Origin of the sequence: Rhodococcus sp. WS3 (assembly GCF_003797085.1) — a bacterium.
Lineage (GTDB): Bacteria > Actinomycetota > Actinomycetes > Mycobacteriales > Mycobacteriaceae > Rhodococcus_F > Rhodococcus_F globerula.
The window spans coordinates 97,709-111,894 of record NZ_RKMA01000001.1 but is presented as its reverse complement, the minus strand read 5'-3'; the positions used below and the strand labels follow the sequence as shown (position 1 = coordinate 111,894).

Sequence of the window (14,186 nt, the reverse complement as noted above, 5' to 3'; positions counted from 1 at the left end):
TTCACATGACCGGATTCGACCGCGCCGAGCTCGACGACATGGTGGAACGCTGGATTGACGCGAACAAGAAGGCCGAGGCCGCCGGCGACTGGAAGCCGTTGGCGGACATGTACACCGAGGACGCGACCTACGGCTGGAACTACGGCCCCAAACAGGATTTCATGGCGATCGGTCGGGAAGAGATCCGCACCGTCGCGCTAGGTCTCGAGATGAACGGCCTCGAAGGCTGGGAGTATCCCTATCAGGACTTTGTGATCGACGAGCGCAGTGGCAACGTCATCGGACTGTGGAAACAGATCTCCGACGCCAAACGAGACGACGGCAGCAACTACTCCGTCTACGGCATCGGTGGTAGTTGGTTCCGGTACGGCGGAAATTTCCAATGGTCCTGGCAGCGTGACTTCTTCGACTTCGGAAACGTCTCGGCGCTGTTCATGGAGATGATCCAGAACAACGCGCTGTCCAAAGGTATGCAGGCACGCATTCAGCGATCGATCTCCGGCGAACCACTCCCAGGCTGGTATCGCGCGGGTACCTCGCCGGTTCCACTGTGGTGAGTCCGGTGACTGTCGGTGGGTCCTTCGAGACGCTCTCGCGCGGCGACCTTGCTGTGTTGGTGCCAGAACTCCTGCTCTGTGGTCAGCTGATCGACAGATCCGGGATGGCGCACCTGATCGTGGAGTACGGGCGCGAAGGCATGGCGGAGGTTGCGATCGCGGAGTGGGAATCCGCCAGTCCTTGGTACACCCGCCGGATGCAGAAGGCGCTGCGGTACGAGGGTGATGACGTCGTGACCATTTTCAAAGGACTGCAACTTGACATCGGGGCCCCGCCGCAGTTCATGGATTTCCGCTATCGCGTCGACGACCCGCAACACGGTGAGTTCTGGCTCGACCATTGTGGCGCTCTGACGGATGTCGAACCGCTGGGGGACGAGTTCGTCACCACCATGTGTCATGACATCGAAGACCCGACGTTCGACGCGACGGCGATAGCAACCAATGCGCATGCGCAGATCCGTCCGATCCATCGGCCGCCACGCAAACCTGCTGACAGGCACCCACACTGTGCGTGGACAGTCGTAATCGACCCGTCGCATGTCCCGCCGGTCATGACGGCCCACACCGAGCAGATCGGCCGGACTGCTGCGGTGGCGGTTGAGTTGAGTCCGATCGACGGCAGCGACGACGGGGCGGCCGACTACTCGGGACCGCTGCTCTCGGATCTGCGTTTCTCCGACTTCTCCCAGTCAGCGCTGGTTCGTATCGCGCAGGAAGTGTGCCTGCAACACCACCTACTTGCGCTGGGGTTTCTGCTCGCGGTGCGCGGGCGCAGTAGTGCGGACAAAGCTCGAGAAATTACGCTCAAACAACTCACCGGAATTGCAGGCGTCGCTTCGCAGCGCATCCGCGATGCATTGGGTCTGCCGCCGGATCTGGAAGGCCTGTCGGTGGTGCTGGAGCTACATCCGTTGCTCAATCCGAAGCAATATGTCGAGCGTGAAATTCGCTGGGATGGAGAGAGTCTCGAGATCTTGATTTCGCGGACCGGCCTGGTTGACGCCGACGGTGGCTGGCCCACTCTGATCGACGGTGAGCATCTGGATCCGCTTCAGGCACTGGTACGCGGCGTGAATCCACATTTCACAGCCCGGGTGCTCGACGATTCCGAGGCCGGGCTTTTGATCACGGTCGATACGACGGCGGAGGCTGCGCCGGAATGTGTCGAGGTCGCCATCACCAAAGTGAGCAGCGGCGCAGCATTTGCTTTCGAAGATCGTGGAATTCCGTTGCCTCTCTTCGTGGTTTGAGTGGCTGACCCTGAAAAGGATCGTTCATGGCCTACACGTTTGCAGACCTTTTCGAGCATTCCGTCGATGCGATGCCTGATCGACGAGCGCTGATCGTGTCGGGGGAGGAAGTGACGTACCGCGAACTCGACTCGCGGGCCAACCGTCTGGCACATCATTTCCTGTCGTTGGGTTTCGGGCACGGCACCCATATCGGAATTCAGATGCACAATTCGATCGAGACGATGGTTGCGGTCCTCGCGTCGTTCAAGGTTCGCGCCGTTCCGATCACCGTGAACTATCGGTACACCACCGACGAGTTGGTGTACCTCTACGACAACGCCGATCTCGAGGCACTCGTGTTCCATCGGGGGTACTCCGCTCGCGTCGCCGAGGCCCTGGAATCCACGCCTCGGGTGAAGCACGCTGTGGTGGTGCCGGACGAGCTTGCATCGGGTGCCGAACCGCCCGTGCCAGGCGCGGTCGCGTACGAGAACGCGCTGTCGCCGCAATCTCCGGAACGCACCGGTAGTGACGCGTTCGACGAGCGGAGCGGAGACGACCCGTACATTCTCTACACGGGCGGAACCACCGGACGACCCAAGGGCGTGGTGTGGCGTCAAGAGGACATCTGGCGAGTTCTGGCCGGAGGCTATGATTTCTACACCGGTGAGCCGATTGCCGACGAGTACCAACAATCCCGTGGCGGCGCAGCGGCTGCAGAACCTATGCGATGGTGCATGCTGCCACCGCTCATCCACACGTCGGCCTTGATGCCGACGTTCAACGCACTGTTCTCGGGCAACACCGTGATCTTCGAACCACGGTTCGATGCGGCACACGTCTGGAAAGTTGTTGCCGAATACCGGCCACAGGTCATGGTGATCACCGGTGACGCAATGGGGCGGCCTTTGGTGGAAGCGCACCGCGAACTACAACCAGATGCGTCCAGCTTGGCGGTTCTCGCGTCCGGGGCGGCGCTGTTCTCCGGTTCGGTGAAGGACGCCTTCTTCGAGGTGTTCCCGAATCTGATGATCTCCGACTCGGTGGGCTCTTCCGAAACAGGCTTCGGCGGTATCGGATTCGCAGCCAAAGGGTTGAAGCAGCACGGTGGACCTAGGGTGGGTTCCAACCGGTTCACGGTGGTAGTCGACGATGACAACCGGATTCTGCCACCGGGTTCCGGCGCCGAGGGGTGGCTGGCAAAACTCGGCAACGTCCCACTCGGCTACTACAAGGATCCGGTGAAGTCGGCGGAAATCTTCCGAACGGTGGACGGCGGACGGGCAGTGGTCACCGGAGACCGCGCCCGGATCGAGGACGACGGTTCCATCACGCTGCTCGGCCGGGGCAACATGGTGGTCAATACCGGCGGCGAGAAAGTATTCGTCGAAGAGGTCGAGGCCGTCGTCAAGGCCCATCCGGATATCTACGACGCCACCGTCATCGGGCTGCCGGACGAACGCTGGGGAAGCCGAGTCTCGGCCGTGGTCAGGGTGCGCGATGGTGTTGTTCCGGATTTCGAGTCGATCGAGAAACACACTCGGAGCCAGCTTGCCGGGTACAAGATTCCGCGTGCGTTCTGGATTGCGTCCGAGGTGGTGCGAGCGCCAAGCGGAAAACCCGACTACCGCTGGGCGAAGGAGTACGCCCTCGGTCAGGAGCCGGTTCACCGCATCGATTAGTCCGCCTCGGCGCGCGCGGCGCCTTGCCTGCAAGAGGAGCAACCGATATGCCCGAGCTGAACCTTCCCGACGGCTTCGATGTCACCGACCCTCAGATGTACGGCAAGCGTGTTCCCCTTGCCGAGTTCGCGGAACTACGCCGCTGCGCTCCGGTGTGGTGGAACGCGCAGGAACCGGGAACCGGCGGTTTCCACGACGGTGGCGCCTGGGTAGTGTCGCGGCACGCCGACGTGCGTGACGTGTCGCTGCGTTCGGAGGAGTTCTCCAACAACGTCAACGGGTGCGTCCCACGCCATGAAGACAACATCACCGCCGAAGAACTGGAAGTCAGTAAATACGTTCTGATCAACAAGGACGCGCCCGAACATACCCAGTTGCGCAAGTTAGTGGCGCGATTGTTCACACCCAGGTCCGTCGAAGCGATGCGAGCCGGGCTCGAAGAGCGAGCCGAAGAGATTGCGAAAGCCGCGGCAGCGTCGGGTACCGGTGATTTTGTCCAGCAGGTTGCCAGTGAGCTACCGATGCAGGCGATCTCGGACCTCATCGGAGTTCCGCAGGAGGCTCGACGCCAGCTCTACGAATGGTCGAATCAGATGACCGGATACGACGACGAATCCATGGCCGGGGAGTCCAGAATGGCGTCGGCGCAGATACTCGGGTACGCGTATCAGCTTGCCGAGGCTCGTCGCGACGAACCGCTCGACGACATCATTTCGCGATTGGTCCAGGCGAACGTGGACGGTGAGGCTCTCACGCCGGAACAGTTCGGCTTCTTTGTCATCATGTTGGCGGTTGCGGGCAACGAGACAACACGCAATGCAACAACACTCGGGATGATGGCGTTTCTGACGTACCCGGATCAATGGGAACTGTACAAGCGTGAGCGTCCACGCACGGCGGCCGACGAGATCATTCGCTGGGCGTCGCCGCTGACGTCATTCCAACGTACGGCGTTGGTGGACACTCAGATTGCCGGAACTCCGATCAAGAAGGGGCAGCGTGTTGTGCTCCTGTATGGATCGGCGAACTTCGACGAATCTGCGTTCGAGAACCCGGACGTATTCGACATTCTTCGTGATCCCAATCCGCACTTGGCTTTTGGTGGTACCGGGCCACACTACTGCGTCGGCGCCAACCTGGCCCGGATGGAGATCGACCTGATTTTCAACAAGATCGCCGACCACATGCCGGACATCAGCAAACTTGGTGATCCCAGCCGGTTGGCATCAGGGTGGATCAACGGGATCAAGGAATTCAGGGTCGATTACGGCAACAACGCCTCGTGTCCCGTGGAGCACTGAACCGTGTATACCGGGCGGGTCTCGCTGGCAGCGCCGATGCGTCAACTCGGTCAGTTCTACAAAATGGGTGCCGATGTTGCGGTGGGACTGGTACGCACACGCTTTCAGGTGCAGGAGTTTCTCGAACAGAGTTGGATGATCGCGCGGGTGTCGCTGGTACCGACGGTTCTGGTGGCAGTGCCGTTCACGGTTCTGGTGAGCTTCACTCTCAACATCCTGCTGCGCGAGATCGGTGCTGCCGACCTCAGCGGAGCCGGGGCGGCACTCGGCGCCGTCACCCAGGTCGCGCCAGTGGTCACTGTCCTCATCGTGGCGGGCGCCGGCGCCACCGCCATTGCCGCAGATCTCGGTTCGCGGACCATTCGCGAGGAGATCGACGCGATGGAAGTGCTCGGGATCGATCCGATCAATCGGCTGGTGATTCCCCGGGTTGTCGCGTCGACGGTGGTTGCGTTGCTGCTCAACGGACTTGTGTGCGTCATCGGCATCACCGGCGGCTACATCTTCTCGGTGTTCCTCCAAGGCGTGAATCCCGGTGCGTTTGTCGACGGCATCACGTTGCTCACCGGATTACCCGAAGTTGCCTTGTCGATGGTGAAGGCCGCACTGTTCGGCATGCTCGCCGGACTGGTCGCGTGTTACCGGGGACTGTCCGTCCGTGGCGGTCCGAAAGGTGTTGGCGAGGCTGTCAACGAGACAGTGGTCTACGCATTCATGGCGCTCTTCGTGGTCAATACCATCGTGACTGCGGTGGGCATCAGGCTGACGGCGGGGTGAGCGGCGTGGCACTGGCGGAACTCGGAAAATTCGGGGCGACCCGAGCGCGGATGGCACGTGTGTCGCGGTCCGTCGACGATGTCGGACGGCAAGCGGTCTTCTTCGTCAGAGCTATTGCCTTCATTCCCTGGGCGCTGCGCAAACACCCGAAAGAAGTCTTGCGTCTGGTCGCCGAGATCAGCATGGGAACAGGTGCGTTGGCATTGATCGGCGGCACCGTCGCCGTTGTCGGGTTCCTGACGCTGGCGTCAGGCGGAACCATCGCGATTCAAGGTTTCAGTTCGCTCGGAAACATCGGCGTCGAGGCACTCACCGGGTTCTTCTCCGCGTTCATCAACGTGCGCATCGCCGCGCCGGTCATCGCGGGAATCGGGCTGTCCGCAACCATCGGCGCCGGCTCGACGGCGCAGATCGGTGCGATGCGCATCAGTGAAGAAATCGACGCACTCGAAGCGATGGCGATCAGTTCTGTTCCGTACGTGGTGAGTACGCGCATCGTGGCCGGGATGCTCGCCATTCTGCCGCTGTACTCGTTGGCGCTCGTCGGATCGTTCCTCGCGGGACGTTTCACCACGGTGGTGCTGTTCGGTCAATCGTCCGGGCTCTACGACCACTACTTCACCACCTTTCTCGATCCGGTCGACGTCGCCTGGTCCTTCGTGCAGGTACTGGTGATGGCGTTGCTGGTCATGCTGATTCACACGTACTACGGCTACAGCGCTGTAGGCGGACCCTCGGGGGTGGGCACAGCTGTCGGGCGCGGCGTCCGTCTGTCACTGATTTGTGTTGTGGCGGTGACCCTTCTGGTCTCGCTGGCGCTGTACGGCGGTTCCGGCAACTTCAACTTGTCCGGATAGGGAGAGCGAGTGGAGAGATACGGATACAAGCTTGCGGCATTAGGCTTGGCGTGCGCGATTGTTGCCGTCGTGGCGCTGGCGGTCGCGTCGTTCAATCAGTCGTTCACCATCCGCGTTCCGATAACAGTTGTTGCCGAGCGGGCCGGCCTTGTGATGGATCCGGGTGCGCGAGTGAAGATGGCCGGTGTCACCGTCGGGTCCGTCGAGTCGATCGCGCCGGCCGACGATTCCACCGCGACGTTGTCCATCCTTCTAGATCCCGATGCACTCGAGTCGATTCCCGCCAACGTCGATGTCGCGATCACCTCGAACACCGCCTTCGGCGCGAAGTTCGTCAGTATGTCGGCGCCTGCGGATCCGAGCGCCGAGCGATTGACTGCTGGCGCCACCATCGACGCGAATCACGTGACCGTCGAAATCGATACCGTGTTCGAGAAGTTGACGGCCGTCCTGCGGACAGTTGATCCCGGAAAACTCGATCAGACGCTTGGGGCGATTTCCACCGCGTTGCAAGGTCGCGGGGAGAGGTTGGGCGTCGCTCTGGGGAAGGCCGACGCGTGGCTGTCCGAATTCAACAGTGCCGGTGCCGCTTTCGACGAGGTTCTCACAGACCTTCCGGTAGTGTCCGGGACATATCGGGCGGCTGTGCTGGATCTGATGGACACCCTCGGCTCGCTCACTGTCACCGGCACCACCGTCCTCGACGAGCAAGAGAATCTGGATCTACTGCTACTCAACGTAATTGGGTTGGCGCGCACCGGAGAAGATGTCCTCGGCGCCAATGCCGACGGTGTGGATACCGTCCTGTCGCTCATGCGGCCAACCACCGAACTTCTCGAAGAGTACTCGCCGGTGATTCCATGCATGTTCCACGGACTCGAGGAGAGCAAGGCAATCGGCGACGGCGCGTACAACGGGCAGCCGGGAATCAAGATGTCGATCGGATTGATCGCAGGCACCGAACCGTATCGCTATCCTGACGATCTCCCGAAGGTCGCGGCAACCGGCGGACCGCAGTGCATGGGCCTTCCGTTGCGCGATCCGAATGTCAACGCGCCCTACCTGGTGACGGACACGGGTGTGAATCCTTTCGAACCGGAACGTCAGTGGAATGGCGGCCAGCCGATAAACGACATGCCGAACCTGCTCAGTTACCTGTTCGGAACGGCGATTCGATGAAGCGGCGCGGCTACGGCATCAAATTCGGCATCTTCGTGGCGGTGATGCTGCTGGTCAATGCTGGGCTCGTGCTGGTCTTCGGGCAGATGCGAGGAGGCGACGAGCACAGTTACGCAGCCCAATTCGTCAATGTGTCCGGACTGAAATCCGGCGACAAGGTACGGATCGCCGGTGTGCCTGTGGGAACGGTGAGCGCCGTCGAATTCGGTGACGACCACCTTGCTCACGTGAAATTCAGCGTTGATTCGGTGGAGACTCTGACGGAGCAGACCCGGGCGGCGGTGCGCTATCAGGACCTCGTGGGCAACCGCTATCTCGAATTGCTCGACAGTCCCGGCGCCGCGCAACCAATGGCCGCAGGTGCAACCATCCCCACCACCAGGACTGCGCCGGCGCTGGACCTCGACGCGCTGCTCGGTGGCTTCAAACCGTTGTTCCAGGCGCTCGACCCGACCCAGGTCAACGCGCTGTCCCTGTCGCTGCTCGAGGTATTTCAAGGGCAGTCGGGGACAGTGGCGTCGGTGCTCGCACATACCGGATCGATCACCAACACACTTGCCGACCGTGATGTGCTCATCGGCCGGGTCATCAACAATCTTGACGGCGTATTGAGTGAATTACGTGGGCGAGGCGGACAGTTCACCGACACGCTCGACCATCTGCAACAACTGGTTAGCGGACTCGCGTCGGACAAGGAACTGATCGGGACTTCGGTGACGAGCATCGATACCGCTGCACAAACTTTCGCAGATCTCCTGGCCGGGGTCAGGCCCGGCATCAGTGGCACACTGTCGCAACTCGACCAGAGCTTGGACCCTTTGGTCGAGCAACAGGGCGAGCTCGATCGAATCCTCGCGTCGATGCCGTCGAACTATCGGCAACTGATCCGAGTTGGTGCCTACGGGTCCTTCTTCAACTTCTATCTCTGCGGTATCGCGCTCAAAGTCGACGGGGCTGACGGCGAACCGATGACGGTCGACCTGATCGACCAGACGACCGGAAGGTGCGCACCACGATGAGAGAGATGGCGCAGAAGCAGGCCGTGCGAGTAGGTGTTGTGGGGATGGTGATGACCGCGTCGGTGGTGCTGGCGTCACTGCAGTATCAGGATCTGCAGTTCGTGAAAAACGGAGTGAGCTACAGCGCAGTGTTCAACGACGCGAGTGGTGTGGCTGCCGGTGACGAGGTAAACGCGGCCGGGGTGAAGATCGGCACCGTCGATAACATCGCTGTCGAAAAAGGCCGTGCTCGAGTTGATTTCACGCTCGACGGTTCCGTCACTCTCGGTGAGAGTACGTCGGCGGCGATCACCACGATGTCCCTGCTCGGTAAACGTGCGCTATCGCTCGACCTGGATGGAAGTGGACGGATACCCGTCGGCGGACAGATCCCACTCGAACGCACCCGATCGGCGTATTCGTTGCCCGACGTACTCGGCGACCTCACCACCACGGTCGAGGACATCAACCTCGACCAGTTGTCGGCGTCGTTGGAGGAGGTTGGTGCAGTGATGACGGACAGCGCGCCTTCCTTGCGGCCCGCCCTCGACGGGGTAGCCCGCCTGTCGGACAGCATCAACCGTCGCGACGAGACACTGAAGCTTCTGCTCGCAGATGCGAATAACGTGGCCGGTCTCCTCGCGGACCGGGGACCGCAGGTCAACGCGCTTCTTGTCGACGGCGATGCTCTCCTTGGTGAACTGGTCCGCAGGCAGGATGCGTTGGGCAACGTCATCACCGACATCTCGGCTGTCTCCACTCAACTCAGTGGGTTGGTACACGACAACGAAGCACAACTGGGCCCGGTCCTGAACAAGCTCGACACGGTGCTCGGGATACTCCAGAAGAACAAGGACAACCTGGCCCAGGGCATCGACGGACTCGGAACGTACGTGGGGACGCTCGGCGATACCGTCGCGAGCGGACCGTTCTACTACTCGTACATCCAGAACCTGCTTCCCGCCCAGTACACCCAACCGTTGATCAACGCGATTGTCGGGCTTCCGCCTGCGCCGCTACCGATACCGGAGGTTCGCTGATGGTCGCGAAACGTATTGTCGCCGCGGTCGGGGTACTTGCGGTGGCGGTGGCGGGATATTTTGTCGTACAGCACTTTCGGTACTACTCGGTGACGGCCTATTTTGCGTCGACGACGGGACTCTACGTCGGCGACGACGTCCGTGTTGTGGGCGTCGACGTCGGCAAGGTCACCTCGATAACTCCGCAGGGGGAGAAGATGCGGGTCGAACTCGAACTCGCCCGATCCGTCCCTGTCGCAGCGGACGCACACGCGGTGATCGTTGCTCAGTCCTTGGTCTCGGCCAGGTTCGTCCAGCTGACGCCGGCATTGACGGAGGACGGGGGAGACGCGTTGGCCGATGGAGCGGAGATCGGAATCGAGCGAACCGCGGTGCCCGTGGAATGGGACCAGATCAAGGAGCAATTGGGCCGGGCGGCAGATGCATTGGGGCCATCCGAGGGGACCCGCGGGTCAGCGGCCGAATTCCTCGATGCCGCAGGCACGGCTTTGAGTGGGAACGGTGAGGCGTTAGGACGTTCGATCACGGAACTGTCTTCGGCCATGAGCACTCTGAACGAGGGAGGTGGCGATCTTTTCGGAACGATCCGGGGACTGCAGATTTTCACCACGGCGTTGGCGGCAAGCAACGAACAGATAGTGAGCTTTCAGGGACGTCTGGCAACAGTGACAGGTCTGTTGGCAGACAGCCGGACACAATTGGCACCAGCTCTGGTTGATCTGGATGCGGCGATCGGTGATGTCCACCGATTTGTCGAACAGAATCGCAGCGGGCTCACCGAACAGGTGAACACATTGGCCGATGTCTCCCAGGTGCTGGTGGACAAACGCGATGGGATCGAAAAGCTTCTGCATCTGGCGCCGACGGCCTTGTCCAATTACTACAACGTGTACCGCCCGGCCCAAGGCGCGATGGTCGGGGTGCCTGCCTTCCAGAACATCGGCAACCCCATCGACTTCATCTGCGGCGGTATCGCGGGACTGGCAAACGAAACCTCTGCGAAGGGTGCGGAATTGTGTGCCGAGTACCTCGGACCGTACCTGAACACCATCAGAGCGAACTATCCGGATCTGAACATCAATCCGACCCGTGCGCTTGGTGCGGCGCCGGATCAGTTGGTGTACAGCGAACCGGATCTGAAGCCGGCTCCCTCCCTGCCGAGCGTGAGTGTTCCCGCAGGGCTGGGGCAGTTGCTGATGCCGGAGGTGGGGACACGATGATCCGGAGAATCTGTTGCGTCGGTGTTGTTGTGCTCGTGTCCGGCTGCGGGTGGAACGGCCTGAATTCGGTGCCGTTGCCCGGTGCTGCGGGGCGCGGCGCCGACAGTTTTTCCGTGGTCATCGAGATGCCGGACGTCACGTCGATCAGTCCCAACTCCCCGGTAATGGTGAACGATGTGACGGTCGGCAGTATCAGTGCCATCGCCTCCGACAATTGGCACGCGAAAGTGACAGTGTCCCTGGATGGTTCGGTGGTGTTGCCGGCTAATTCCACCGCGAAAATCGGACAGACCAGCCTGCTGGGTTCCAAGCATGTTGCCCTGGCACCGCCGGTCGGTGTCGAACCGGAAGGGACGCTCGCCGAGGGCTCTGTCATTCCTCTGGCGTCGGCGGGCGTGTACCCGACTACGGAGGAAACTCTGACAGCGCTGTCCATAGTGCTCAACGGCGGCGGACTCGCGCAAATTCACACCATCACCACCGAATTGAACAATGCACTCGGCGGACGCACCATCTCAGCACGTGACCTACTCGCGCAGATGGACACATTGACCGAGACCCTGGACCGGCAACGCATCGCCATGGTGACCACGATGGAGAACCTGGATGTGTTTGCGGGGGAAATCAACGCCCAACGCGACGTACTGGGGAAGGCGCTCGACGTGCTGGCTCCAGCCTTGGCGGAACTGGAAGATCAGCGCATTACCCTGACCACCGCACTCGATTCGGTGGGCCGATTCGGAGACGTCGGCACCGACCTGGTCAACCGCACGCGAGATGATCTGAGCGCAAATCTTGCGGCACTCGAGCCGACATTGCAGCAGGTTGTCGCGGCAGGTCCGGATCTGATCAACAATCTCGGAAACCTGAGCACCTTCCCGTTCCCACAGACCACCATCGATGACGGGATGCGCGGCGACTACACCAATCTGTGGGCGCTGATCGACCTGACCACCAACCGATTACAGTCCGGACTCGGTTTCGGTACCCCGTTCGGTGCTCCGCAAATGGGCGGCGGGCCGGTCGACCCGATGACCGCGCCGCTGAATGCAACGGGCAATGCAGGGGAGGGAGGACGATGATCCTCACCAAGCTTGTTCGCCGGCAGTTGGTGATCTTTGCGATCCTTGCCGTGCTCGGTATGACGGTGGCCGCGATCGCGTACCTCCGTGTTCCCACGATGCTGGGTATCGGGCGATACACAGTGACGGTGGAACTGCCCAACGCCGGTGGCCTGTACCGCAATGCGAATGTGACGTACCGCGGCGACACCATTGGTCAAGTCCGATCGGTGCAGCTCCACCCCGACGTCGTGAAAGCCGAATTGTCCTTGCAGAGTTCAGTTCCCGTACCCAGTACCGATCTGGTGGCGGCTGTGCGCAGCGTATCGGCGATAGGCGAGCAGTACGTCGATCTGCAGCCGACCACCTCTGACGGCCCGTTTCTGGCCGACGGCGACGTGATCGACACCGAGTCTGTGGTGATATCTCAGGAGATCGGACCCGTTCTCGATCAGGCGCAGGCGTTGCTCGCCTCCGTCCCACAGGACAAACTGCGCGCGGTGATCGACGAGTCTGCAGCTGCGTTTGCCGGTGGCGGCGAAGATCTTGCGAGACTGCTGGATTCGACCACGTCCTTTGTAGATCAGTTGTCCGACGCCACTACTCCCGCGACAACTCTTGTGCAACAACTCGCCCCGCTCCTCGAGACCCAAGTTGTCACGGGGGATCAAATCCGATTGTGGGCGTCGAGCGTCGCCCGGCTGAGCGGGCAATTGGAAATCGCGGACGGCACTATTCGCAACATCATCGACACCGGGCCAGGGTTCGCCACCGAGGCGGAGCTCTTGTTCCAGGATCTGCGTCCGACCCTGCCGATTCTCCTGGCCAACCTGACCAGTGCCGGGCAGGTTGCGCTCACCTACAACGCGTCACTCGAACAGGTACTGGTCATACTGCCGCCGCTTGTTGCTGCTCAGGAGACCGTTGTACAACGCGGCCAGGCGGACGGAGCCGCCAACGTCAATTTCCATCTGCAGGCTCAAGACCCGGCGGCCTGCTCCACCGGATACCTACCGGCGGATCAGCGCCGCGACCCCACGGTGACCAGTGTTCCGGACACTCCGCCCGATCTGTTCTGCAAGGTGCCGGCGGATTCGGTCTTTGCCGTGCGCGGTTCGCGGAACATTCCGTGTATGGAAGTTCCGGGCAAGCGGGCGCCGGACCCGGTGACGTGCCGGAGCCCGGAACCGTACGTGCCGTCGGGAACCAACGCTCCCGACGAGTTGTACACCGGGCCGGACGGGATTGCATACGGGCACACCGATATCGGTAAGGGGGATTCGTGGCAGCAGTTGTTGACGACACCGAATCCCTGACAACCGAGGATGTTTCGCGGCATGTAACCACGCGCGGACGCGTGCTTGTCGCGGTGGTGATTGCAGGTTTGGCGGCAGTGGTGGTGACCGGCGCTATGTCGATGCGGGGCGACAATGCCCGGGACGCTCATCGGCAGGAACTGGTGGACGGGGCGTCGGCGGGAGCGCTGGCATTGGTCGACATTCACGTCGATACCGTGGACGAGGATGTGGCCCAACTGCGAGCGCTCAGCACGGGCGAGTTCGCAGAGGAGTTGGTTGGCGATCAGTCGGAGTTCGTCAACGCGATACGTTCCGCATCTGTCAACTCCGACGCAAGGATCGATGCTGCTGCACTGTCGTCGGAGACGGCGACGTCGGGATTAGTACTGATTGCGGCGTCTGCGGAGGTCGCCAATTCTGCGGGCGAGACGACGTCGCGGACCTATCGACTGCGCATCGGTGTCGAGGACGTCGACGGGAAAATTCTGATGTCGAGTGTGGAGTTCGTGCCGTGAGGCGGGCGATCTCTGTCGTGCTGGTTGCGGTTCTCGCAATTGCCGCGTGCGCCCTGCTGTGGATTCGCCGCGACGGCGATGCACTCGAGTCGGCGAGAGCGGATGCGATTGCAACGGCACCTGCGTTGGTGGAGGACTTGCTTACGTACACCAGTGAAATGGTGGACAGTGACCTCGCGGCCGGGGCTGGCGCAGCCACCGGAACGTTCAAGGACGAATTCGTCGAGTTTGCTGCGACAATCGTTGCGCCCCAATCGAAAGCGCAAGGAATCAGTACCAGCGCCCGGGTTGTGGATGTCGGGTTGCTCGGTGCCATGTTCGATCGCGTCGAATTGCTGATGTTCGTCGATCAGATCACCACCAGTTTTGCGCAGCCGGCTCCGGCGTCGAGTTCGAGTCGCGTGAAGGTCACCGTCGAACGCGTCGATGACCGGTGGTTGGTGAGTGAGCTGACACCGATCTGAGT

Annotated in this window: 14 protein-coding genes; all 14 read left to right on the top strand. The window is 61.5% G+C overall.

Annotated features, from left to right (window positions below; translation table 11 throughout):
* Positions 1-5 precede the first annotated feature (5 nt).
* From EEB13_RS00505 to EEB13_RS00440, 14 genes are read left to right on the top strand one after another with little or no spacing between them, the layout of a single operon-like run.
* Complete coding sequence (locus EEB13_RS00505) at positions 6-557, top strand: nuclear transport factor 2 family protein (RefSeq protein WP_141484391.1); 552 nt, start codon at positions 6-8, stop codon at positions 555-557.
* A 5-nt stretch (positions 558-562) separates the two neighbouring features.
* Positions 563-1,810 (top strand): hypothetical protein, encoded by a 1,248-nt coding sequence (locus tag EEB13_RS00500; RefSeq protein WP_410055738.1) that lies wholly within the window; start codon positions 563-565, stop codon positions 1,808-1,810.
* Between the two features lie 26 nt (positions 1,811-1,836).
* Positions 1,837-3,474: an acyl-CoA synthetase gene (locus tag EEB13_RS00495; protein WP_033230869.1), complete on the top strand. Its 1,638-nt coding sequence runs from the start codon at positions 1,837-1,839 to the stop codon at positions 3,472-3,474.
* A gap of 47 nt (positions 3,475-3,521) precedes the next feature.
* Entirely contained in the window at positions 3,522-4,775 is a 1,254-nt protein-coding gene (locus tag EEB13_RS00490) for a cytochrome P450 (RefSeq protein WP_141484389.1), read from the top strand.
* Positions 4,776-4,811: 36 nt separating this feature from the next.
* Entirely contained in the window at positions 4,812-5,552 is a 741-nt protein-coding gene (locus EEB13_RS00485; protein WP_187328547.1) for an MlaE family ABC transporter permease, read from the top strand.
* Between the two features lie 5 nt (positions 5,553-5,557).
* Positions 5,558-6,409 (top strand): MlaE family ABC transporter permease, encoded by an 852-nt coding sequence (locus tag EEB13_RS00480; RefSeq protein ID WP_045071047.1) that lies wholly within the window; start codon positions 5,558-5,560, stop codon positions 6,407-6,409.
* A gap of 9 nt (positions 6,410-6,418) precedes the next feature.
* The gene (locus EEB13_RS00475; protein WP_141484387.1) at positions 6,419-7,588 is read left to right on the top strand and encodes an MCE family protein; all 1,170 of its coding nucleotides are present in this window, start codon (positions 6,419-6,421) and stop codon (positions 7,586-7,588) included.
* Complete coding sequence (locus tag EEB13_RS00470; protein ID WP_141484386.1) at positions 7,585-8,607, top strand: MCE family protein; 1,023 nt, start codon at positions 7,585-7,587, stop codon at positions 8,605-8,607. Before EEB13_RS00475 ends, EEB13_RS00470 begins: the two co-directional genes overlap by 4 nt.
* A 5-nt stretch (positions 8,608-8,612) precedes the next feature.
* On the top strand, positions 8,613-9,626 hold the full coding sequence (locus EEB13_RS00465; protein WP_080711549.1) for an MCE family protein: 1,014 nt from the start codon (positions 8,613-8,615) through the stop codon (positions 9,624-9,626).
* Entirely contained in the window at positions 9,626-10,846 is a 1,221-nt protein-coding gene (locus EEB13_RS00460; protein WP_045070083.1) for an MCE family protein, read from the top strand. Before EEB13_RS00465 ends, EEB13_RS00460 begins: the two co-directional genes overlap by 1 nt.
* A complete protein-coding gene (locus EEB13_RS00455) occupies positions 10,843-11,928 on the top strand; it encodes an MCE family protein (protein ID WP_141484385.1) in 1,086 nt (361 codons plus the stop codon). The genes EEB13_RS00460 and EEB13_RS00455 overlap by 4 nt, the downstream gene beginning before the upstream one ends.
* Positions 11,925-13,223 (top strand): MCE family protein, encoded by a 1,299-nt coding sequence (locus EEB13_RS00450; protein WP_045070078.1) that lies wholly within the window; start codon positions 11,925-11,927, stop codon positions 13,221-13,223. Before EEB13_RS00455 ends, EEB13_RS00450 begins: the two co-directional genes overlap by 4 nt.
* Entirely contained in the window at positions 13,190-13,720 is a 531-nt protein-coding gene (locus EEB13_RS00445; protein ID WP_257013040.1) for a hypothetical protein, read from the top strand. The genes EEB13_RS00450 and EEB13_RS00445 overlap by 34 nt, the downstream gene beginning before the upstream one ends.
* Positions 13,717-14,184, top strand: a complete 468-nt coding sequence (locus EEB13_RS00440) for a hypothetical protein (protein ID WP_141484384.1) — start codon at positions 13,717-13,719, stop codon at positions 14,182-14,184. The genes EEB13_RS00445 and EEB13_RS00440 overlap by 4 nt, the downstream gene beginning before the upstream one ends.
* Positions 14,185-14,186: the final 2 nt, after the last annotated feature.